At 73.6% G+C, this 22,372-nt stretch carries 21 protein-coding genes and 1 pseudogene; 10 read left to right on the plus strand and 12 right to left on the minus strand.

Going from position 1 to position 22,372, the window contains the following annotated elements; all coding sequences use genetic code 11:
* Positions 1–3: 3 nt before the first annotated feature.
* From AOM07_RS08260 to AOM07_RS08275, 4 genes and pseudogenes are all read right to left on the minus strand, one after another.
* The gene (locus tag AOM07_RS08260; RefSeq protein ID WP_156171878.1) at positions 4–300 is read right to left on the minus strand and encodes a hypothetical protein; all 297 of its coding nucleotides are present in this window, start codon (positions 298–300) and stop codon (positions 4–6) included.
* Positions 301–310: 10 nt separating this feature from the next.
* Complete coding sequence (locus AOM07_RS08265) at positions 311–2,032, minus strand: recombinase family protein (RefSeq protein WP_062312711.1); 1,722 nt, start codon at positions 2,030–2,032, stop codon at positions 311–313.
* A 68-nt stretch (positions 2,033–2,100) separates the two neighbouring features.
* Positions 2,101–2,319 (minus strand): annotated as a pseudogene (locus AOM07_RS08270) (Rv2578c family radical SAM protein); the annotation flags it as partial.
* A 52-nt stretch (positions 2,320–2,371) separates the two neighbouring features.
* Entirely contained in the window at positions 2,372–3,097 is a 726-nt protein-coding gene (locus tag AOM07_RS08275; RefSeq protein WP_156171879.1) for a hypothetical protein, read from the minus strand.
* 223 nt (positions 3,098–3,320) lie between these two features.
* On the opposite strand from AOM07_RS08275, the gene AOM07_RS08280 reads away from it, so the two are divergent.
* From AOM07_RS08280 to AOM07_RS08300, 5 genes are all read left to right on the plus strand, one after another.
* Complete coding sequence (locus AOM07_RS08280; RefSeq protein WP_062312716.1) at positions 3,321–5,225, plus strand: DUF4914 family protein; 1,905 nt, start codon at positions 3,321–3,323, stop codon at positions 5,223–5,225.
* A gap of 52 nt (positions 5,226–5,277) precedes the next feature.
* Positions 5,278–5,697: a VOC family protein gene (locus tag AOM07_RS08285; protein WP_062312718.1), complete on the plus strand. Its 420-nt coding sequence runs from the start codon at positions 5,278–5,280 to the stop codon at positions 5,695–5,697.
* A gap of 82 nt (positions 5,698–5,779) precedes the next feature.
* Positions 5,780–8,491 (plus strand): cation-translocating P-type ATPase, encoded by a 2,712-nt coding sequence (locus AOM07_RS08290; RefSeq protein ID WP_062312720.1) that lies wholly within the window; start codon positions 5,780–5,782, stop codon positions 8,489–8,491.
* A 9-nt stretch (positions 8,492–8,500) separates the two neighbouring features.
* The gene (locus tag AOM07_RS08295) at positions 8,501–9,115 is read left to right on the plus strand and encodes a sugar O-acetyltransferase (protein ID WP_228374412.1); all 615 of its coding nucleotides are present in this window, start codon (positions 8,501–8,503) and stop codon (positions 9,113–9,115) included.
* The gene (locus AOM07_RS08300) at positions 9,112–10,119 is read left to right on the plus strand and encodes a phosphotransferase family protein (protein WP_062312722.1); all 1,008 of its coding nucleotides are present in this window, start codon (positions 9,112–9,114) and stop codon (positions 10,117–10,119) included. Before AOM07_RS08295 ends, AOM07_RS08300 begins: the two co-directional genes overlap by 4 nt.
* A 3-nt stretch (positions 10,120–10,122) precedes the next feature.
* On the opposite strand, the gene AOM07_RS08305 is transcribed toward AOM07_RS08300, so the two are convergent.
* From AOM07_RS08305 to AOM07_RS08320, 4 genes are read right to left on the minus strand one after another with little or no spacing between them, the layout of a single operon-like run.
* Positions 10,123–10,971, minus strand: a complete 849-nt coding sequence (locus AOM07_RS08305) for an alpha/beta hydrolase (protein WP_062312723.1) — start codon at positions 10,969–10,971, stop codon at positions 10,123–10,125.
* Between the two features lie 52 nt (positions 10,972–11,023).
* Positions 11,024–11,422, minus strand: a complete 399-nt coding sequence (locus AOM07_RS08310) for an ACT domain-containing protein (protein ID WP_062312725.1) — start codon at positions 11,420–11,422, stop codon at positions 11,024–11,026.
* A 26-nt stretch (positions 11,423–11,448) separates the two neighbouring features.
* Complete coding sequence (locus AOM07_RS08315; RefSeq protein ID WP_062312728.1) at positions 11,449–12,366, minus strand: phosphotransferase; 918 nt, start codon at positions 12,364–12,366, stop codon at positions 11,449–11,451.
* A 19-nt stretch (positions 12,367–12,385) separates the two neighbouring features.
* Positions 12,386–13,234, minus strand: coding sequence for a phosphodiester glycosidase family protein (locus AOM07_RS08320; protein WP_062312730.1), 849 nt, complete (start codon positions 13,232–13,234; stop codon positions 12,386–12,388).
* Positions 13,235–13,340: 106 nt separating this feature from the next.
* Between AOM07_RS08320 and AOM07_RS08325 the strand changes: the two genes are divergently transcribed.
* On the plus strand, positions 13,341–14,246 hold the full coding sequence (locus AOM07_RS08325) for an NAD(P)-dependent oxidoreductase (RefSeq protein WP_062312732.1): 906 nt from the start codon (positions 13,341–13,343) through the stop codon (positions 14,244–14,246).
* Between the two features lie 143 nt (positions 14,247–14,389).
* On the plus strand, positions 14,390–14,842 hold the full coding sequence (locus AOM07_RS08330; protein ID WP_062312733.1) for a GNAT family N-acetyltransferase: 453 nt from the start codon (positions 14,390–14,392) through the stop codon (positions 14,840–14,842).
* Position 14,843: 1 nt separating this feature from the next.
* Here AOM07_RS08330 and AOM07_RS08335 read toward each other — a convergent pair whose 3' ends face one another.
* From AOM07_RS08335 to AOM07_RS08350, 4 genes are all read right to left on the minus strand, one after another.
* Positions 14,844–15,401 carry a hypothetical protein gene (locus AOM07_RS08335; protein ID WP_062312735.1) on the minus strand — a complete coding sequence of 186 codons (558 nt, stop codon included), beginning with the start codon at positions 15,399–15,401 and terminating at the stop codon, positions 14,844–14,846.
* 382 nt (positions 15,402–15,783) lie between these two features.
* A complete protein-coding gene (locus tag AOM07_RS08340) occupies positions 15,784–16,539 on the minus strand; it encodes an amino acid ABC transporter ATP-binding protein (RefSeq protein WP_062313042.1) in 756 nt (251 codons plus the stop codon).
* Positions 16,540–16,547: 8 nt separating this feature from the next.
* Complete coding sequence (locus AOM07_RS08345; RefSeq protein ID WP_062312737.1) at positions 16,548–17,510, minus strand: amino acid ABC transporter permease; 963 nt, start codon at positions 17,508–17,510, stop codon at positions 16,548–16,550.
* A gap of 74 nt (positions 17,511–17,584) precedes the next feature.
* Positions 17,585–18,499 carry an ABC transporter substrate-binding protein gene (locus AOM07_RS08350; RefSeq protein ID WP_062312739.1) on the minus strand — a complete coding sequence of 305 codons (915 nt, stop codon included), beginning with the start codon at positions 18,497–18,499 and terminating at the stop codon, positions 17,585–17,587.
* A gap of 228 nt (positions 18,500–18,727) precedes the next feature.
* On the opposite strand from AOM07_RS08350, the gene AOM07_RS08355 reads away from it, so the two are divergent.
* The 3 genes from AOM07_RS08355 (at position 18,728) to AOM07_RS08365 (ending at position 22,363) form a co-directional block, all read left to right on the plus strand.
* Complete coding sequence (locus tag AOM07_RS08355) at positions 18,728–19,774, plus strand: transglutaminase domain-containing protein (RefSeq protein ID WP_062312741.1); 1,047 nt, start codon at positions 18,728–18,730, stop codon at positions 19,772–19,774.
* A 145-nt stretch (positions 19,775–19,919) separates the two neighbouring features.
* On the plus strand, positions 19,920–21,317 hold the full coding sequence (locus AOM07_RS08360) for a hemolysin family protein (RefSeq protein ID WP_062312743.1): 1,398 nt from the start codon (positions 19,920–19,922) through the stop codon (positions 21,315–21,317).
* A complete protein-coding gene (locus tag AOM07_RS08365) occupies positions 21,314–22,363 on the plus strand; it encodes a hemolysin family protein (protein WP_062312745.1) in 1,050 nt (349 codons plus the stop codon). The genes AOM07_RS08360 and AOM07_RS08365 overlap by 4 nt, the downstream gene beginning before the upstream one ends.
* Positions 22,364–22,372: the final 9 nt, after the last annotated feature.

Genomic DNA, 22,372 nt, shown 5'->3' on the forward strand with positions numbered 1-22,372 from the left:
GGGCTACGGCAGGAGCCGCGCGACCGCCGCCTCGGCCTCCAGGCGCTCGCGAGCGGCGATAAACGCGAGCATCATGGCGGCCCCGTCGGCGGAGGTCGCCCCGTCGGCCTGGGCGGCCTGGATCGTGTAGAAGCACGCCTTCGCGGCGGCCTCGGGGAGATCGGTCTCAGGGCGGGCCGCGATCGCCGCCAGAGCGGCCTCCACGGCCTCCGGAGCGGGCTCCGGGGACGGGTCCGGGCGGAAGCCCAGGGCGAGGAGGTGGTCGCGATCGCGCGGGTCGAGCGGCTCTCTGGCGTCCATGCCGCCGAACCTACCGGCGACCTCCGACCACACAACAGACCCCCCCGGCCGCATCATGGCGACCGGGGGCTCGGCAGGGTGTAAACGCGCTACGTGCGGCGACCGCCTCGGCGGGCGAGAGGATCTCGCGCGCATCCTCTCCCGTCAGACGCCAGTAAATCGTGACCCGCGACGAGTCGACGCGCGGCGTGCTCTTCGATGCCGGGGCCACCTCGACGAGGTCGATCCTCGCGGCGAGGAACGCGCGACGGTCGACCAGATCGGCAGACTCCCACGCCTCGGCGAACGTCTCGCCGGTCTCGCGGACGACCGTCCGCGTCTCCGGCGCGGCGACACCGAGCGCGTCGTGGCGCTCCCACAGCGCCGCCTCCTCCGAGAGCAGGCGCCGACGATCGGCCGGGCTTGCGGCGCGCTTGCGCGCCTCCAGATCCGAGAGCAGGCCGTCGACCTCCTCGCGCTCCGCCGCGAGCGCTGTGTCGTCGGCGACTTCTTCGACGATCGTCACCAGGAGTCGCCCATACGCCCCGAGGAACGCCTCCTCGACGATCGCGTCGAGGGCCGCCCGGCGAATGCTCACCCCCGAGCAGAGCGCGCCACCGCCGGGCCGGTCGCACCGATACGACGGCGAGCCGCCCGAGGTGCCGCCGTTCATAGTGCCGCCACAGAGCCCGCACTTGGCGAGCCCGTCCTTGCCCGAAAGGAGGCCGCTCGGCTTGCGGCCCTTCACGGGCCCGGCGGGTGCCTTGCGCGTCGACGCCGGGAATCGCTTCCGGAGCGCGCGCAGAGTCGAGCCGTCGACCACAGGCGACCATACGACCTCGGGCGCGCCGTGCGCGTCGCGGACGACATCGAGGCTCGCAGGGTCGGGCCGATCCTTCCCGATCCGCTCCGGGTCGCGCGTCATGTACCCGGCGAGCGCGTTCCCGCGCATAAGCGCGCGCACCGTCGAGGCGTTCCATTTGCCCCGGTCGAGCACCGCGAGATCCTCGACGGGTCGACCGTCGAGCGCGGCGAGTTGCGCGCGCCGGTAGGCCGATCGCGGCGCCGGGATGCCGTCCGCTGTGAGTCGACGCGCGATCGCGTTCGCCGAGCCGTGGCGCTTCGCGGGATCGGTCGCGGCGCCATGCGGGAGGAACTCCGCGACCATGCCGCGAAGGATCTCGACCTCGTTCGGGACCTGCACCAGGCCGCGCCCCTTCCCGCTCGGATGCGGCGCCGACCGATAGCCGTAGGGCGGGCGCGTGCCTGCCCACCGGCGGGCCTCGATTAGGTCCACGCGCCCCTGCTTCACACGGGCTTGGATGGTGGCCGCTTCCATTTCGGCGAACGCCGCGAGGATATTCGCGGTGAACCGTCCGCCGGGGGTCGAAAGGTCGAGCGACTCTGCGACCGAGACCAGGGCGACTCCGTGCCCCTTCGCCTCCTCGGCGAACGTATTGAAGTCCACGACGTTGCGCGCGAGGCGGTCGATCTTTGCGAAGATCACCACGTCGATATCGGCCCAGCGCTTGCGGATCTTCTTCAGACCCGGCCGGTTGAGGCGGTCCCCCTTGTCAGACCCCGACACGTCGAGGTCTTCGACGACCTCGACGACTTCCCAGCCCTTCGCCTCGGCGAACGCCTCACAGCGCTTGCGCTGTGACTCCGGCGACGTCGACGGGTCGGCCGCGCCCTGGTGGCGCGACAGACGCACATATACGACGGCACGTTTCGGCGTGGCGGTCGCGTTCATGGTGGGCCATCCTCTCATCCGGGCGTGCATCGCCCGATCGAGAGCCTAGATCGGAAAGGTCACTAAGCGCACGCATGCGTGCAGCCGCGGTACGGGTTGACGGTCCACGTGAACGGCACCGCGGTGCCCGGGCCGACGCGGTTGAGCGCGCTCTTGGCGAGCACCTCGTGGAACGTCACGCCGGCGAACTCGGGCGTGGTGACCGTCCGCACGAGGTTCGACATCCTCGCGAGCGCGGGCAGCGCGTCGTCGCTCTCGGCGCGCAGCGCCTGTCCCTCCCACCGCATGCGTCCATTCGAACACCTGTTCGAAGCGCGGTCAAGCAGGCGCGCGGGCCGCTCACCCCTCCGCGGCGGCCACCTCGACCTCGGACCGCCCCTCCGCGGGCGACTCGAGCGCGAACGTGAAGAGGGGCCGCGAGCCCTCCGCCACCTTGATCGCGAGGGTGTGCACCGTCGCGTCGAGCGCCGGCTGGCCCCCCACGACCCACGTGGCGGTCTCGCCGTCCTCGCGGGACTCGAGGGCGCCGTCGCCGTTGCACCACGAGTCGAGCACCCAGCCGCGACCGATCGGCTGCGGCTGCAGCTCCTCCTCCCCGGTGCAGGGCGCGAGCACCGTCGCGTCCGCGAGAAAGACGTTCGAGAGGTGCGGCTCCGAGGACGAGAGCGAGAGGGTCGTGGGGCCGGCGGCGGGAGCATCGACGGCGACCCGCATCGGCAGGGACCAGCCGTCCGTGGTGGTCCAGTAGGCGGTGACCGCCGCCTCGTAGTAGTCCGCGCTCGGGTCGAGGTCGTCCACGCGGTACACCTCGACGCACGCGTGGACGGCGCCGGAGGCGGCCACCTGGACGTCCAGGATCGCGTACCTGACCGGCGGCTCGTACCAGGACCCGGCGAGGCAGCCGCCGCCCACGCGCTCGCCGTCGAATCCCGCGCGCGCCACGCCCAGCTCGGGATCCATGGGCGGCGCCTCGGCCTCGGGCACGGCGCCCACGACCGCGCGAGCGGCGAACCACCCGGCCGCGGCGACGATCAGCACCGCGACGACGACGAGCACGCGCCTCATGATCCCCCCGATCGGCGACGCCCCCGCGCGCGGCCTGGCGCGAGCCTATCCGTCGGACCCTCGCCCAGCCAGCGCATCGTCCCTGCTCCCTGCCGTGTCCCGGAAGACAATTCATGACCCGTGACCTACGTCCCTTTTACCTTCCCTTTTGGATCGGCAGACTCGCCGGGACGGGCGCACCATGGACGATGACGCCTGCCACGCGAGCCGAAGGAGACGAGCGATGCACACCCTCACCGAGCTGGACCGCCTTGACCTCGCGCCGGAGGTGCGCGCCGCCCTCGAGGCGGCGCCCTCGGTGACCATCCCCGCGACGCGCGAGGAGCTGTACCGGCTGTCCCTGGGGCCGGAGGGCGGGCCGGTCTTCTGGGTCGACTACGACGTCGACGGGGAGGTGGTCACGGAGGCGACCGTGACCCGCTGCCGCAACGGCATCGCGGTCAACTACCCCGAGGACTACATGCGGCGCCGCGACCCCCAGTGCATGGTCATCGCGGACGACCGCCCCACCGACAAGACGCGCTTCCGCGACCGGTTCGGCCACCGCTTCGACGAGACCCGTGCGGAGACCCTCGCGTGGCTGTCGCACCAGGACCTCGTGGTGGTGCCGTTCAAGGCCGGCGGCCCGGTGCACGGCTCGCCGTCGCTCGCGATCGTGCCCGCCAACTCGGCGTTCTTCGCGACCGCGCTGGTCGACCTCCAGGGCTGGGTGACGTTCGAGGAGCTCGGCGAGTTCGCGCCGCGCTCGATCCTCTACGTCGCTCCCCCGTTCCGCCACACGCACTTCGACGGCAAGCAGGTGGTGGTCCACGACCGCTCGGAGACGCTCCACGAGATCTTCGCCTACAACCTCTACCCGGGCCCGAGCGCGAAGAAGGGCGTCTTCTCGGTGCTGCTCGACATCGGCGAGCAGGAGGGCTGGATCACGGCCCACGCGTCGGCGGTGCGCGTCACCACCCCGTACGACAACGAGACCGTCATCATGCACGAGGGCGCCTCGGGCGGCGGCAAGTCCGAGATGTGCCAGGAGCTGCGCCGCGAGGACGACGGCCGCATCCTGCTCGGCACCAACGTCGCCACCGGCGAGCCGTACCTCATCACCCTGTCCGAGACCTCGGACCTCGCGCCCGTCACCGACGACATGACGCTGTGCCACCCCGACGTCCAGGACGGCTCCGGGAAGATGGTGGTCGCGGACGCCGAGTCCGGCTGGTTCGTGCGCGTCGACAACCTCAAGTCCTACGGCGCGGACGTGCACTTCGAGCGCGCGGTCATCCACCCCGACGAGCCGCTCGTGTTCTTCAGCATCGACGGCGTCTCCGACGCGACCGCGCTGCCGTGGGAGCACACCTTCGACTCGACCGGGAAGCCGTGCCCCAACCCGCGCGTGGTGATCCCCCGCACCATGATCCACGGCATCGTGCACGAGCCCGAGCCGGTCGACGTCCGCACGTTCGGCGTCCGCATGCCCGCGTGCACCACCGAGAAGCCCAGCTACGGGATCATGGGCATGACCCACTTCGTGCCGCCGGCGATCGCGTGGCTGTGGCGCCTCATCGCGCCGCGCGGCGACAAGAACCCGTCGATCGGCGAGGCCGCGGACGCGGTGAAGAAGCTCGAGCACGGCGGCATGGTGTCCGAGGGCGTCGGCTCGTACTGGCCGTTCTCGACCGGCACCCAGGTCGAGGCCGCGAACCTCCTCCTCAAGCAGATCCTCGACTACCCGCGCACCCGCTACGTGCTCACGCCCAACCAGCACGTGGGCGCGTACAAGGTCGGCTTCTCCGCCGAGTGGCTCACGCGCGAGTGGCTCGCCCGCAAGGGCGGCGGCCGCATGCGCGCGGACCAGCTCGAGCCCGCGCGCTGCCCGCTGTTCGGCTACTCCCCCAAGGAGATGACGCTCGACGGCCAGCCCATCCGCCGCACGCTGCTGCGCCCCGAGAGCCAGTCCCACGTGGGCGACGCGGCCTACGACCAGGGGTGCGCGATCCTCACGGGCTTCTTCAAGTCCGAGCTGCAGAAGTTCCTCACCGACGACCTCGACCCGCTGGGCCGGCAGATCATCGAGACCTGCCTGCGGGACGGCACCGTCGAGGACTACGAGGCGCTCACGCCGATGTACCTGTAGCGGCCGCCGGCCAACGGTTGACGGCGCGGCCGGGGCGGCGCACGGTGGGCTCATGACCGAGCCCACCGGCGCCCTCCAGCTGCGCCTCGTCGTCCACGCGGAGGACCTCGACGCCGCCGTCGCGTTCTTCCGCGACGCGCTCGGGCTGCCCGCGGAGCTCGACCTCACCACGCCCGGCGACGGCGAGGACGCGCGCGTCGTGGTGCTCGACGCGGGCCGCGCGACGCTCGAGCTCGTCAACACGCCGCAGCGCTCCCTCATCGACTCCCTCGAGGTGGGCCGCGACGTCTCGCGCGAGATCCGGGTCGCCCTGGAGGTGGACGATGCGGCGGGCGCCACCGCGCGCGCCGTCGCCGCCGGCGCCGAGGAGGTCGCCCCGCCCACGACCACCCCGTGGGGCTCGCTCAACGCACGCCTCGAGGGCCCCGCGGGCCTCCAGCTCACGCTGTTCCAGCAGGTCGAGCCCGAATAGGGCGCGCTAGCGTGGAAGGCGAGGCGCCCCGGCCGCCTCGCGGACCGACGACGAGGCGGCGATGCCGCCGCTGGGAGGGGCGATGGCTGCAGCCGCGGTGACCGACCCCTCGACGCGCGACGCCGCCGAGGTCGCCCTCGCGCTCGACGCCGACCTCGACCGCGGCCTCACCCGCGCCGAGGCCGCCGCGCGGCTCGAGCGCGACGGCCCCAACCGGCTCGAGGAGGAGCGCGCGGTCCCCGCGTGGCGGCGCCTGCTCTCCCAGTTCGCGGACCCGCTCGTCTACCTCCTCCTCGCGGCCGCGCTCATCTCGCTCGTCGCGTGGTCGGCGGAGGGCGCCGAGGGCGTGCCGTACGACGTCCTCGTCATCATGGTCGTGGTGCTCGCCAACGCCGCGCTGGGCTTCATCCAGGAGCGACGCTCGGCGCAGGCGGTCGCGGCGCTGCAGCGGATGGCGGCCGCGAGCGCGGCGGTGATCCGCGACGGGGGCCTCGCGCGCGTGTCGGCGTTCGACGTCGTCGTGGGCGACCTGCTGGTCCTCGCCGAGGGCGACGCCGTGCCCGCCGACGCGCGGCTCGTCGACGGCACCCTGTGGGCCGCGGAGGCGCCGCTCACGGGCGAGAGCACGCCGGTCGCGAAGTCCCCCGCCCCCCTCGCCGAGCCCGCCGAGGTGGGCGACCGCACCTCGATGGTCTTCGCGGGCACCGCGATCACGCGCGGCACCGCGCGCGCCGTCGTCACCGCGACCGCGATGGACACCGAGACCGGGCGCGTGGCGCGGCTGCTCGGCGCGACCGAGTCCGACCCCACGCCCCTCGAGCGGGAGATCGCGCGCCTGGGCCGTGTGCTCGGCCTGGGGGTGCTCGGCATCGCCGCGGTCATCGTCGCGACCGTCGCGCTCACCCAGGACATCTCGTCGCTGCAGGACGGCGTCGACGTGCTGCTGCTCGGCGTCGCGCTCGCCGTCGCCGCGGTGCCCGAGGGGCTGCCCGCGATCATGTCCGTGGTGCTCGCGCTGGGCGTGCAGCGCATGGCCCGGCGCAACGCGATCGTCAAGGACCTCGCGTCGGTGGAGACGCTCGGCTCCGCCTCCGTCATCTGCTCCGACAAGACGGGGACCCTCACGCAGAACCGCATGGCCGTCACGCGCCTCGTCACCGCTGACGGCACCGCGGCACCCGGCGAGGCCGCGCGCGTCGCGCGCGAGGCGGTGGCCTTCGGCGCGCTGGCCTCGGACGCGACGGTCGCGGGCGACGGCGGCTTCGAGGGCGACCCCACCGAGGTGGCCTTCCTCGAGGCGGAGCGGGAGCTCGAGGCCGAGACCCTGCGGTCGGGCTTCGACCGCGTCGACTCGGTGTCCTTCAGCTCCGAGCGCCGCCGCATGTCCGTGCTCGCGACTCACGACGAGCGCGCCGACGTGCTCGCCGTCAAGGGCGCGCCCGACGTGGTGCTCGCGCGCTGCGCGCGGGTGCGCACCGAGGACGGGGACGTCGCGCTCGGCCCGGACCGCCGCGCGGGCCTGGACGCCGCGATCGACGCGCTCGCCGACGACGGCATGCGCACCCTCGCGGTCGCGATCCGGGAGGCCCCCGCATCGTCCGCGCGCGAGGAGCACGAGGCTGACCTCACGCTGCTCGGCGTCGTCGGCCTCGAGGACCCACCGCGCGACGAGGCGCGGGCCGCGGTCGCCGAGGCGCAGGCGGCGGGCATCCGCGTGGTGATGATCACGGGCGACCACCCGCGCACCGCGTCCGCGATCGCGGCGCAGCTCGGCATCGTGCCGCCGGGCTCCCCCGCCCTCGCCGGCGCGGCGCTGTCGCGCATGGACGATGCGGCGCTCGCCGCGGCCGTCCGGGACGCCTCGGTCTTCGCGCGGGTCGCGCCCGAGCACAAGCTCCGCATCGTCGACGCGCTCCAGGCGCACGGTGAGGTGGTCGCCATGACCGGCGACGGCGTCAACGACGCGCCCGCGCTGCGCAGCGCGGACATCGGCGTCGCGATGGGACGCGGCGGCACCGAGGTCGCGCGCGAGGCCGCGAACATGATCCTCACGGACGACGACTTCGCGACCATCGTCGAGGCGGTGCGCGAGGGGCGCGGCATCCTCGACAACATCACGCGCTTCCTGCGCTTCCTCATCGCGTCGAACCTGGGCGAGGTGCTCGCGGTGTTCCTCGGCGTGGTGCTCGCGGGCTGGCTGGGGCTGCGCGACGCGTCGGGCGCGGTGGTGGCGCCGCTGCTCGCCACCCAGATCCTGTGGATCAACCTCCTCACCGACCTCGCGCCCGCGCTGGCGGTGAGCGCCGAGCCGTACGCCGACGACCTCATGGAGCGCCGCCCCCGCCGGCCGGGTTCCCCGATGATCGGCCGCCGCATGTGGACCGGCATGGCCTTCACGGGCGCCGTCATGGCGGCCGTCACCCTCATCACGTTCGACCTGTTCCTGCCGGGCGGGCTGCTGCCGGGCTCCTCCGACCTCGACACGGCCCGCACCGCGGCCTTCACCGTGCTCGTGATGGCGAACCTCACCGTCGCGTTCGCGGCGCGCTCGGAGACCCGCAGCACGCTGCACCGGCTGTTCTCGAACCCGTGGCTGTGGGGCGCCGTCGGGCTGTCGCTCGCGCTCCAGGTGGCCGTGGTCCACCTGCCGGTGCTCAACGACGCGTTCTCGACCGCGCCGCTCACGCTCGCCCAGTGGGGGCAGTGCGCGGCGCTCGCAGCCGCCGTCCCGCTCGCGATCGAGGTTCGCAAGGCGGTGCTGAGGTCCCGCGACCGGGCCGCGGCGCGCGGGTAGGTTGGGGCCGTGACCAGCCCGCACGAGATGAAGGCCGCGATGGCCGAGGTCCCCGTCGAGGACCCCACGCGCACCGAGTACGAGAAGCTCCAGAACGACGAGTGGTTCAAGTACCGCTCGGGCCCCGAGCTCGCCGACATGCAGCGCGCTACGCTCGCGCGGCTGCGCGACCTCAACGGGGGCTACTTCGACGACCCCGAGGGCTCGACGGCGGCGCTGTCCGCGCTGGTCGGCGAGTGCGGCGAGGGCCTCGACTTCCGCCCGCCGATCTACCTCGAGTACAAGGAGCGCGTGCGCTTCGGCCGCAACGTGTTCATCAACTCCAACCTCATGATCTTGGGCTCGGGCATCGTCACCATCGGCGACAACGCGCTCATCGGCCCCGAGGCGCGCTTCTACACGGTCAACCACGCGTTCGACGTGGACATCCGCCGCGAGGGCTGGGAGCGGGCCTTCCCCATCACGCTCGAGGCGGACGTGTGGCTCGGCGGCTCGGTGGTGATCTGCCCGGGCGTGACGATCGGCCGCGGATCGGTGGTCGCGGCCGGGGCCGTCGTGACGAAGGACGTGCCGCCGATGTCGGTGGTCGGCGGCAACCCCGCGCGCGTGATCCGGACGCTGTGACCGACCTCCTCCCCACGCAGCGGCCGCTCGCACGCGACGAGCTCGAGGCCGTGCTCGCGCCGCTCGGCCGGGTGACCGACCACTGGCTGCTGTCAGGCGGCACCTTCTCCGCGGTCCAGGGCGTCGAGCTCGACGGCGGCGGCACCATCGTGGTGAAGACGTCGGTGCCGGAGGTCCGCGACGGCGCGGGCCGGTCGCGACTGCTCGGCTACGAGCACGACATGCTGCGCTCCGAGCGCGACAACCTCGCGCTCGTGGCGGGACTCGGCCTCCCGGCGCCGCGCGTCCTGCTCGAGGACTTCTCGCGCGCGGTCGCGGACGTCGACGTGCTGGTGATGAGCCTCGTCCCCGGCATGCCGTGGGACGACGCGACCGCCGTCATGACCCCCGAGGCGAACGCGCGCGCCTTCCACGAGGTGGGCGAGATCCTCGCCGCGCTCGGGGCCGTGCGCGGCGCGCGGTTCGGCTTCCCCGCGGGCGGCTTCCGCCTGGGGGACGACACCTGGCCGGGCTTCCTGCGCCGTCTGGTCGCCTCCGCGGTGGACGATGCGGCGGCCTGGGGCGTCGACGTCGAGGCGGGACGCCTCGCGGCCGCCGTTGAGGCCTCGTCCGGGGCGCTCGCCGAGGTGACGGCGCCGACCCTGGTCCACGCCGACCTGTGGCACGGCAACGTGCTCGTCGACCCGCAGACCGGCGAGGTCACGGGCGTGGTCGACTTCGAGCGCTCGCTGTTCGGCGACCCGCTGTGGGGCCTCGCGGGCGGCGAGACCCACTCCTCGGGCCCGTTCGAGCCGGCGAAGGTGCGCGGCTACGAGGCGGGCACCGGGCAGCCCCTCGTCATGGACGACGCCGCCGTGCGCCGGGTCGCGCTCTACCGCCTGTGGTCGATGGCGGTCCAGCTCACCGAGATCGAGCCGCGCGGCTTCGCAGGCGACTGGCTCGACGGCCACCGCGCGTCGATCCGCGCCAACCGGGACCGGCTGCACGCGATCCTCGGCGTGTGACCCCTAGCGGAAGCGCTCGAGGTACGCGATCACCTTGTCGGCGACCTCGGTCCAGCCCGAGTCGATCATGAGGGTGTGCCCGCGATCGGGGAGGTCGAGGAACTCGGTGTCGCACGAGTTGCGGCTCTGGATCCGGAACGTCTCCGCGCTGATCGCCGGAGCCACCAGGCGGCTGCGGCCCGCGGAGACGATGAGCATGGGTCCGCGGTCGCGGTTGACCGTGTCGACGCTCGCGGGGGCGCGGGGGTCGCGGCGCTGCGCGGCGAGCTCGAAGCCGACGCGCGCCGGGCCGGGCACGTGCCGCGTCTCCCACAGGTGGCGTGCCTCGTCCACGTTGACCGCGTTCGCGTAGGCGTAGCGGAACTCGGGGAAGGTCATCCGGATCGCCCGGTCGCGGTTCTCGGGATCGCGCAGCACGGGCGCGGCCGCCGCGAGCATCGAGTCCGGCGCGCGCGTCGACCCCTTCATGGGTGCGGGCGCGACCGCCACGGTCGCCCGTGCGAGCCCCTTGCCCGCGACCTGCTGCGCCGTGAGCGCGCCCACGCCGTGCCCCACGAGGAACGGCGGCTGCCGCAGCGCCGCGACGACGGCGAGCGTGTGCTCGCGCACGTCGACCAGGCTGATGCCCGCGACCGCGTCGGGGTCCGCGAGCGCCTCCGCGAAGGTGTCGGGCTCGCGCGGCCACGCCACGGCCACGGAGGAGAGGCCCGCCTCGGAGAGGCGCTCGCGCCACGGATCCCACGCCGAGGCGAGCGACCACAGCTCGTGCAGGAGCACGACGGCGGGGCCGTCCGCCGCGTTCGCGGCGTCGACCTGCTCCCGCTCGCGCGGCGTGAGGGACCGTGTGGACATGGCTCTCCCTCGAATCTAACGGCGTGCCAGGCTGCTCGCCACGGCAGGGGCGTCAGCGGCCGCGCGATCCGGCCTCGAGCCGCTCGAGGGCCGCGAGCGCGTCCTCGCGGCGGTCCCACGGCACGAAGACGTGGTCGTGGTGGAAGCCCGCGACCACGTTCGCGCTGACGCCCGCGTCGGCGAGCACCCGCGCGAAGGCCGCGGTGAGGCCGACGGCCTCGAGCGAGGAGTGGACCTCGAGGGTGATCCGCGCGGAGGGGAACTCGTATGCGAGGTCTAGCGCCGTCGCATCGTCCTCCCGCAGGACGACCGTGACGCCCTCGGACTCCTCGACCGTCACGACAGGGCTCCACCCCTCGGGGACGACGGACACCGAGGCCCACACGTACCGCTCCGGGTCGAGGCGGACGCTGAGGTTCGACAGCAGCTCCGCGAGGTCGGTGATGGCCATGGGGTCAGCGTAGGCGCGGAGAGGCCTCAGGCGCCCGCGAGCGCCAGCCGCTCGTCCCCGTCGCGCAGGATCTGCGCGGTCACCGCGCCGGGGCCGCCGTGGAGGTGCTCGAACGCGGCGTTGTAGCACGCGAGCCACGCGGTCGCGGCCCACGCGACCTCGCGGGCGTCCGCGTCGAAGGCGCGGCCGGCGACGTCCTCGTAGGCGGCGATGACGCGCTCCCCCGTCGCGACGTCCGCGATGGCGCCGGCGTCGGGGGCGGCCACGTGATCGACGGCGAGCGTCCCGACGAGGACCGCCTCGGGCAGCAGCGCGATCGAATCCCAGTCGTGGACGATCGGTCGGTCGCCGACCCAGCGCACGTTGAGGCCGTTGAGGTCCGCGTGCCCCAGCACCGGCGGGAGATCGGACGCGCGCAACCGCGCACGGGCTGCGCGGGCGATCACCGCGAGCGCGGGCGGCAGGTCCGCCTCGATGCGGTGGGGGTCCCAGCGGTCGGAGGCGGGCGGCGGCCACACCCGCCCGGGGGCGTCGTGCGCGTAGTGCAGCCACGGCGGCGGCTCGAGGCCCTCGGCGTCGACCGTCGCGAGCGCCGCGACGAGGTGTGCCAGCAGCCCCGCGAACAGCACGGGCGCGTCGCCCTCGGGGAGCAGCGCGCCCTCCGGCCGCCACTCCTCGGCGGTGAGCCACTGCTCCTCACCGGCGATGTCGGGACCGGCGAGCAGCGCGGGGGTGTCGATGCCGGCCCTCTCGGCGGCGCGGTGCGCGGCCGCGGAGATCGCGAGCCGCTCTCCCCCGCCGCGGCGCTTGACGGCGACCCGGCGCCCGTCCGCGAGCGCGACTCCCCACACCTCGGACATCGACCTCGCCTCGAAGAACACGCCCTGCGGGGCGGCGCCCAGGCGCGACTCGACCCAGGTCGCGACCGGCGCGTCGAGGGTCATGATCCGAGGCTAGCCGGGCTCAGCGCGGGTAGGCCGCGATCACCCCGGCATAGGGCCCGAGGTACGAGGTCGGCTCGGGCGCGCCCGAGACCCACAGCTGGGAGATCTGCCCGTCGAGGTAGAGCGCGTCCTCGACGCCGAGCTCGTCGCGGAACATCGCCGCGAAGTCCCAGAGATTGACGTACGTGCGGGTGATGGCCAGGTAGACGGTGCCGCCGTCGGGGCTCACCCCGACCCCCGTGCGCAGCGCGGTGTTCTGGCTGCCCTCGGTGAACTGCGGGTGGATCTCGCCGTCGAGCAGCAGCGCGGGGCCCGACTGGGTCGCCTGCGTCACACCCGCGGCGGCGTAGAGCGTCGAGTCGACGATGGCCGCGGTGCCGTCCTCGCGGATCTCGAAGACCGCGTTGGGCTTGAGGTGGAAGTTGCCGTAGCCGTCGGCGAGGTTGAGCGCGCGCAGCTCCTCGCCGTCCGCGACGAGGAGGCCGCCGGGCGTGAGGTCGTCCGAGAAGATGCCCGCGTTGGTGAGCACCGCGATGCCCGGGTGGTCGTCGATGTACTCCGCGAGGTCCGTGCCGTCCGGGTCGTCGGGCCAGTCGACCCGCACGTCCCACGCGTCGAGGTCGAGCGTGACGACGCCGTACGAGCCCTGCTCGGCCAGGTTGATCACGCGCGTCGGCACGTCGCTCGCGGACGATGCGGCGGTCGCCGAGGGCGTCGCGCTCGCCTCGGTCGCGGCGGGCGTCGCGGACGGTTCCGGCGCGGACCCCGACGCGGAGCGCGAGCCCGAGGGCGCCGCGCCCAGCAGCGCGCACCCCGAGAGAGTCGCGGCGGCGAGCGCTGCGACGGGGGCGAGGAGCAGGCGGGGCACGCGACGAGGCTAGTCGACCGCGGCCTCCTCGAGAGGCGAGGGAAGCCTCACGGGGTCCCGAGACGTTGTACCTCCGGACCGAAACCGTCGACCGCAGGAGCCCCCGATGACGCAGACCGCCCCCACGCCCTCTCCCGAAGGTGTGTTCCGCACGCTCACGATCGCGGTGCTCGGCACCGGGATCATGGGTTCCGCGATGACCCGCAACCTCGTGCGCGCGGGTCACGGCGTGCGGGTCTGGAACCGCACCCACGCCACGGCGGCGGCCCTCGCGGCCGACGGCGCCACGGTCGCATCGACCCCGACCGAGGCGGTCGCCGAGGCCGACGTCGTGCTCACGATGCTCCACGACGGCCCCGTCACGCTCGAGGTCATGCGCCACGCCGCGCCGGGCCTGCGCCCGGGCACCCTGTGGGTGCAGTGCGCGACCGTCGGGCTCGACCTCCAGCCCGCGATCGCCGCCCTCGCCGACGAGCTCGACATCACCCTCGTCGACGCCCCCGTGCTCGGCACCCGCGAGCCCGCGGAGCTGGGCACCCTCACCGTGCTCGCCGCGGGGCCGGAGGACGTCCGCGCCACCCTGGCGTCCGTCTTCGACGCGGTCGCGATGCGCACCTTCTGGGTGGGCGACGATGCGGCCGCCGGCGCGGCGCAGCGGCTCAAGCTCGTCGCGAACGCGTGGGTCCTGTCCATCAACAACGCCGCGGGCGAGGTGATCTCGCTCGCGCAGGGCCTGGGCGTCCCGCCGGAGCTGTTCTTCGAGCTCATCGAGAACGGCCCGCTCGACCTCGGCTACCTGCGCACCAAGGCCGCGCTCATCCTCGAGGACCGGCTCGCCGAGGTGAGCTTCGGCGCGACCACCGCGGCCAAGGACGCGGACCTCATCCTCGCGGCCGCGGGCCTCGCCGGAGTGCGGCTCGACGGGCTCGAGGGCGCGCGGGCGCGCCTCGACCGCGTGGTCGAGGACGGGCACGGCGCGGAGGACATGGCGGCGGCGTACCGGGCCAGCTGAGCCGGCCCGCCGCACGCCCGCCCCCCCGCCGGGGCGACCCGCGCCTCGCCCACCGATCCCCCGCTGCGGGGACCTCACCGACGGCTCCGAAGGTTCTCCGGCTCCCCTGGGAGATCGGCGACGCTGAGGCGTACCGTGGAGGGGTGATCCGCACGGCCGGGCCCGGCGATGCCGCCGAGGTCGCGAGGCTGCTCGACGCGTTCAACCGCGAGTTCGACACCCCGACCCCGGGACCCGACGTGCTCGAGGCGCGGCTGCGGCCGATGCTCGGCACCCCCGACACCGTCGCGTTCCTCGCGGGCGAGCACTCGGTGGGCCTCGCGCTCGTGACGTACCGGCCCAACGTGTGGCACGACGGCCCGGTGGCGCTGATCGACGAGCTCTACGTGCGCCCGGACTACCGGGACCACGGGCTGGGCACCGAGCTGGTGGACGCCGTGGTCGCCGACGCCGCCGAGCGCGGCTGCCGGATCGTCGAGGTGAACGTCGACGAGGGCGACGGCGACGCGCTGCGCTTCTACGCGCGCCACAGGTTCGCGCTGCTGCAGCCCGACACGGGCGAGCGGGCGCTCTACCTCGCGCGCGACGTGCGGTGAGCTAGAGAGCCGTGTAGCCGCCGAGCAGAAGGAACACCGCCGCCGGTACGCCGATCAGCGTGCCCAGCGCGGTGCCGGCGATGCGGAGCGCGAGCGCGGTGCGCGCTCCGAGCCTGGCTCGTGGTGTCACCGCGACCGCCGCCGCGTACAGCACTGTCGCCGAGACCGTCGCGGCCCAGTACGCCGCCAGCTCGCCGGCCGAGAGGCTCCCGGCGGTGACCAGCACGGCGATCGCAGGGCCCGCGACCGCGATGAGCGACCACCAGCGCGAGATCGACGTCCCCGCGTCGCGTCGGCGCACCACCCAGCGGAGCCCCAGGAACGTCCCCAGCAGCACCATCTGCAATGCCGTCACCACGACGGCGTCGAGCAGGTACCCGAACTCGCGCACGCCTCCCAGCGGGTCGCCCACGGCCAAGGGCGCCAGCAGGTAGCCCGCGACGAGCCAGCCGAGCGCCGCGGCGGCGAGGAGCGTGCAGACGAGGAACGCGGCCTCGGTCGTGAGCGACAGCGGCTGGCGGCCGGACCCTACGGCGGGCTCGACGACGGGCGTCTCCATGCCCCGCATCGTGCCCTATCCAGGCACGACGCCGCTAGGGCACGCGTGCGCACCACACGCACGCGACAGGGGGTGAGCGCGACAGCCGAGGCTCGGCGTTTCGTCGCGGGAGGCCCTGCTCGCTTCCGCGTATCTCACGAATTCCTGAAACAGCCGCTTCTCGGCGGCCGGTGCAGGCCGTCTACCAGCGCATTCGCGCCGCCGTCCGAGGCCATTTCAGCCACGGCTGGAATACGCGAACACGACGCACGCCGCGCTCCGCGACGGCCACGGCAGCCACGGCAGCCACGGCAGCCACCACGGCCACGACGGCCACGACGGCCACGACACACGCCACCGCGCCCGGAAGGTGGGGATGGGGGCGTGGGCACCCCGGCCCGAGCTAGAGCACGTGCGAGAGGAAGTCCCGCGTGCGCTCCTCGGCCGGCGCGTCGATCACCGCGGAAGGCGCGCCCTCCTCGACGACGACGCCCTCGTCCATGAAGACCACGTGATCCGCGACCTCGCGCGCGAAGCCGATCTCGTGCGTCACCACGACCATCGTCATGCCGCCGGCCGCGAGGTCCTTCATCACCGCGAGCACCTCGCCCACGAGCTCGGGGTCGAGCGCGGACGTGGGCTCGTCGAAGAGCATGATCTCGGGGTCCATCGCGAGCGCGCGGGCGATCGCCACGCGCTGCTGCTGACCCCCGGAGAGCTGCGCCGGGTAGTGGTGCATGCGGTCCGAGAGCCCGACGCGATCGAGCAGCTCGACGGCCTTGGCCCGCGCGGCCGCCTTCGACCGCTTGAGCACCTGGACCTGCGCCTCCATGACGTTCTCGAGGGCGGTCATGTGCGGGAACAGGTGGAAGCGCTGGAACACCATGCCGATGCGGGAGCGCTGCTGCGCGATCGCCGTCGGGTGGAGCCGGTGCAGCGTGCCGTGCGCGTCCTCGCGGTAGCCCAGCAGCTCGCCGTCGATCCGCACGGAGCCGCCGGTGAGCACCTCGAGCTCGTTGAGGCAGCGCAGCAGCGTGGACTTGCCGGAGCCGGACGGGCCGAGCACCACGCACACCTCGCCGGGCGCGACCGTGAGGTCCACCCCGCGCAGCACGTGGAGGTCGCCGAACATCTTGTGCGCGCCGCGCACCTCGACCATCGGGGTGGTCACGGGGTCACCTCCAGGAAGGGGTCGTCCTTGGCCGTGCCGGAGGCCTTGATGGCCGCCTGGCGTCCGAAGCGGGGCCGGCGCGGGCCGCCGCGCCTGGGGCGCTCGGATCCGGTGCCGCGGCCGTAGTAGCGCTCGAGGTAGCTCTGGCCGACCATGAGGACCGACGTGATGAGCAGGTACCAGAACGCGCTCACGATGAGCAGCGGGATGGGCTCGAAGAGCCGGTTGCCGATCGCGTTCGTCGCGTACGTGAGGTCGAGCGTGAACGGCACCGCGAGGACCAGCGAGGTGGTCTTGAGCATCGAGATCGTCTCGTTGCCGGTGGGCGGCACGATGACGCGCATGGCCTGCGGGATGACGATGCGCCGCAGGATCGTGCGCTCCTTCATGCCGAGCGCGCGGGCGGCCTCCTCCTGGCCCTTGTCCACCGAGCCGAGGCCCGCGCGGACGATCTCCGCGAGGTACGCGGCCTCGTTGAGGCCCAGGCCGAGCAGCGCCGCCCAGAACGCGGTGATGACCACGTCGGTCTGGAAGGTGACGAACTCGGGCCCGAACGGGATGCCCAGGCTCAGCGTCGGGTACAGGACCGAGATGAGGCCCCAGAACACCAGCTGCGTGTAGATCGGGGTGCCGCGGAAGAACCAGATGTAGAACCAGCTGACCGAGCGCAGCACGGGGTTGTCCGAGCGGCGCATGATCGCGAGGATCACCGCGAGCACGACGCCGATCACCATCGACCCGAAGGTCAGCAGCAGCGTCCAGCCGACGCCGCGGATCACGGTGACGTCGCGCAGGTACGCCCACACGATGTCCCAGCGGAACTTGGGGTTGGTGACCAGCCCGTGGACGGCCATCGCCGCGAGGACGACGACGATCGCGGCGGCGATCCAGCGGCCGGGCCGCGGGACGGGGCGGGCGTGGATGCGGTTGGGGACCGGGTCGTGCGCGGTGTCGCTCATGGGTGCTCCCTTGTCGGCGCTCGGGCGACCGGCGCATCGTCCCCGGCGGAGGGACGATGCGCCGGTCGGCCTCGCTAGGCCGGGTTGACCTCGGCGGTGGTGAGCATGCCGTCGGCGGCGCCCCACGCGTCGAGGATCGACTTCAGCGTGCCATCGTCCATGAGGCCCTGCAGGGCGGCGGCGACGGCGTCGGTGGCCTCGGAGCCCTGCGCGGTGACGACGCCCTGAGGGGCGGTCGCGAACGCGTCGCCGAGCTGCTCGAGCTTGTCGCCGGTCTGGGTGACGGCGTAGCCGATGATCGGCGAGTCCGCGAAGAGCACGTCGGCCTTGCCTCCGACCACGTTGGTGGCCGCGTCGGCGTTCGAGTCGTACGTGAGGATCTCGAGCGCGTCCTTGCCGGCGGCCTCGCAGTCGGCGGCCATCTGCATGGCCTCGTCCTGCTGGATCGTGCCGGTCTGGAGCGCGACGGTCGCGCCGCAGAGGTCGTCGGCGGAGATGCCGGCGGGGTTGCCGGCGGCGACCGCGAAGGCCTCGCCCACGGACAGGTACGAGGTCATGTCGGCGACCTCGACGCGCTCGGGGGTGATGGTGAAGGACGAGATGCCGGCGTCGTACTTGGTGCCGATGCCCGGGATGATCGAGTCGAACGCCGCCGACTCGATGTCGACCTCGAGGCCAAGCGCGGCGGCGACCGCGGCGGCGATGTCGACGTCGTAGCCGATCGGGGTGGTGCCGTCGACGTCGAGGTACTCGGCCGGGGCGTACGACGTCTCCATGCCCACGCGCAGCGTGCCGCGGTCCGCGATGTCGGCCGGCAGCAGCGCGGCGGCCTCCTCGTTGACGGCGACGGTGGCGACGTCGAACGCGTCCGCGGTCGCGGAGGCGCCGGCGGACGAGCCGGTCGCGGCGGTCTCCTGCGACGCGTACGTGCAGGCGGACAGCGAGGCCGCGGTCATCGCCGCGAGCATCACGAGGGCAGGCTTGCGCATGGGGGTGCTCCTTCGAGGGTGTGAGGGCGCATGGGACCGCGGGTCCGGGGTGGGGACTCCCGCGGGCGCCGCGCTGGCGGTGACGCCCGGCGGCGGTTCATGCATCGCTATGCATCATTATGCATGACTCCAGCCGGGACCCTGGGCCGCTTCGGCGTTTTCGCAGTCTCATCAGGGACGATGCGGTGGTAGCGTCCGGGGCACGCGCGACCGCATCGGGGGGATGGGATGGCGGAGTTCTGGGAACCGGGGTGGACGGATCCGCACGCCCCGCCGCCGCCCACGCAGGCGCCGCCTCGTCTCGCGCCCACGGTCGCGACCGCGTACGCGCCGCATCATCCCGCTCCCCCGCGCCGCTCGAGGCGTTCGGGATGGATCGCCGCCGCCCTCGTCGCCGCGGCCTACGGAGCGTGGCACTGGGGCGACCTCGCCGCGGTCGTCGACGCGCTGCCCTTCGGGCCCCAGCCGGCCTACGCGCTGCCCGCGGTCGAGACGCTGTCGGCGGAGGCGCCCGCGGAGGGCTACGCGGTCTTCGGCAGCGACGACCTGGTGCGCCACCTCGAGCGCGAGCTCATGGCCCACACCGCGCGCATCGACGTGACCGCGTGGGTGCGGCTCGACGACGACTTCGACGCGGTCTGGGACGCGTGGGACGAGGCGGTCGCCCAGAACCCGTACCTGTACGTCGACACGGGGCACGCGTACCGGGTGCCGGGTCGCGTCGAGCTGCGCCCCACCTACACGTATTCGGCCCGCGAATCCGAGCGGCGCCGCGCGCTCACGGTGTCGGCGGCGCGGGCCGGCCTCGCGGCGGCGGGCGTGGCGGAGGCCCCCGACGACGCGGCCAAGGTGGGGCTCATCTACGACTACATCGCGGCCGTCGCGGAGTACGACGACGACGCCGCGGAGGAGATCGAGCAGGACATCTCGTCCGGGCGCGTCGACCACTCGCAGGAGGCGTACGCGATCCTCGTCGACGGCTACGCGGTGTGCGCCGGCTACTCGAAGGCCTTCATCGCGATGGCGCACGAGGCGGGCCTCGAGGCCGTCGAGGTGACGGGCTCGGACACCGCGGGACGCTTCGGCGGCTCGCACGCGTGGAACAAGGTGCGGGTGGACGGGCGCTGGCTGCTCGTGGACATCACGTGGGACGACAACGGCGCGTACGCCGGCGACGACTACCTCCTGCTCCGCGACGACGCGGACATCCTCGACACCCGCACCGCGGACGAGTTCTGGATGACCGACGCGCGGCTCACGGACTACCGCGGCTGACACGCGCCCGCGCCGCTGCAGAGCCGGCGCGGTCAATTACACTCGACGCCATGTCCGACGGCCATAGTCCCGAGCGCCGGCGCGAGGTCACCGACCCGCAGCCGGCGCCAGCCCCCACCCGCCCCTCGCGCCACGGAGGCCGCCGATGACCGAGGCCTGGCTCCTCCTTCTCCTCGCGATCGTCCTCATCGCCGCGAACGCGCTGTTCGTCGCGGCCGAGTTCGCCTTCGTGACCGTCGACCGGCCCACGGTGGACCGCGCCGCCGAGACCGGCGATCGCCGCGCGCGCTCGCTCCAGGCGGGCCTCCGCAAGCTGTCGACCGAGCTGTCGGGCGCGCAGCTGGGCATCACCCTGTCGTCCCTGCTCGTCGGCTTCATCGCGGAGCCGTCGCTCGCGACGCTGCTGCGCGTCCCGCTCGAGTCCGCCGGCCTGCCGGAGGCGTCCGCGCTCGGCGTCGCGCTCACGCTCGCGTTCATCCTCGCGACCGGCACGCAGATGGTCTTCGGCGAGCTCGTGCCCAAGAACTGGGCGATCGCGGAGCCGCTGCGCATCGGCCGCGCCGTCGCCGGCGCGCAGCGCGGCTTCACGTGGTTCGCGGGCCCGCTCATCCGCGTCCTCAACGGCGGCGCCAACCGCATCGTCCGCATGCTCGGGATCGAGCCGCGCGAGGAGCTCGCGTCGGCGCGATCCGCGCGCGAGCTGCAGTCCCTCGCCGAACGGTCGGGCGAGCAGGGCACGCTCGAGCCGCGCGTCGCGCGCCGCCTCGCGCGCGCCGCCGAGATGCGCGAGCGCACCGCCTCGGACGCGATGACGCCGCGCACGCGCGTGCACTTCCTCGAGGCCGATGCGACGGTCGCCGACGTGCTCGAGCTCGCCTCGCGCACGGGCCACGCCCGCTTCCCCGTCATGGGCGAGAACGTCGACGAGATCGTGGGCGTCGCGCACTTCAAGCGCGCGCTCGCGGTGCCCGCCCGGTCGCGCAGGACCACGCCGGTGACCGAGATCGCGCTGCCCGTCGCGTCCGTGCCGTCGACGATGCCGCTGAGCGCGGTGCTCGCGGCGCTGCGCGAGGGCGCCCAGGTCGCCGTGGTGGTCGACGAGTACGGCGGCACCGACGGCGTCGTCACGCTCGAGGACCTCGTCGAGGAGATCGTCGGCGAGATCGAGGACGAGCAGGACCGGCCCGTGAGCCGCCACCGCCGCCTGCGCGACGGCCGCTGGTCGCTGTCCGGGCTGCTGCGCCCCGACGAGGCGGGCGAGGTCATGGGCCTCGAGCTGCCGGAGGCACGCGAGTCCGACACCCTCGGCGGCCTACTGACCGAGCGGCTCGAGCGCTTCCCGCGCGTGGGCGACGTGGTCGAGCTCGACGCGCGCGACGAGTCCGAGCGCGACGAGGACGGGCTCGCGACCCCGGTGATCGCGGAGGTCCGCGTCACCCGCCTCGACGGCCACCGCGTCGACCGCGTCGTGGTGGCGGTGGTCGCGCCGCCCGACGAGGACGCCGACGACGATGACGACACGACCGAGGAGGCCGGACGATGAACGACTACACCGCGCTCCTCATCGCCGTCGCGCTGCTGATCGGCAACGCGTTCTTCGTGGGCGCCGAGTTCGCGCTCATCTCCGCGCGCCGCACCCAGATCGAGCCGCGCGCGGCCGAGGGCTCGCGCGCCGCGCGCCTCACGCTCCGCGCCATGGAGCACGTGTCGCTCATGATGGCCGGCGCGCAGCTGGGCATCACCGCGTGCTCGCTGGGCCTCGGTGCCGTCGCCGAGCCCGCGGTCGCGCACCTGCTCGAGGTGCCGCTCGAGGCGATCGGCATCACCGGCGCCTGGGTGCACGGCATCGCGTTCACGATCGCGCTCGTCATCGTGGTCGCGCTGCACATGGTGCTCGGCGAGATGGTGCCCAAGAACATCGCGATCGCCGGCCCCGAGCGCGCGGCCATCGTGCTGGGCCCGCCGCTGTACGCGATCGTGTGGGTGCTCAAGCCGCTCATCTGGCTGCTGAACCAGTCCGCGAACGTGGTGCTCCGCCTGCTCAAGGTGGAGCCGCAGGACGAGGTCACCTCGACCTTCCGCGCGGAGGACGTCGAGGGCTACCTCGCCGAGTCGCGCTCCGAGGGGCTGCTGGACGAGCACGAGCACCAGGTGCTGTCGGGCTCGCTCACCCTGAGCTTCGAGAACGTGCGCGACGTCATGACCCCGATCGATGCGCTCGTGACGCTGCCGGCCGACGTCACGCCCCAGCGCGCGCAGAAGGAGTGCGTGCGCACCGGCTTCTCGCGCTTCCCGATCATCGAGGCCGACGGCACGTACGCCGGCTACCTCCACCTCAAGGACTTCGCGTCCGTGCCGCGCGGCGGCGCCACCAAGCCGGTGCCGGACGATGCGATCCGGCCGCTCACGGTGATCTCGCCCGACGCGTCGCTCGAGGAGGCGCTGACCGCGATGCAGGCGAAGGGCACGCACCTCGCGCTCGTGCGCGATCCGGAGACCGACGAGGTCCTCGGGGCCGCGATGCTCGAGGACGTCATCGAGCGGCTCGTGGGCGAGGTGGTGGACGCCGCGCAGGCCGTCGAGGCCTGACGGTGTGAC

The sequence above is a fragment of the Demequina rhizosphaerae genome, from assembly GCF_000971255.1.
Taxonomy (GTDB): domain Bacteria; phylum Actinomycetota; class Actinomycetes; order Actinomycetales; family Demequinaceae; genus Demequina; species Demequina rhizosphaerae.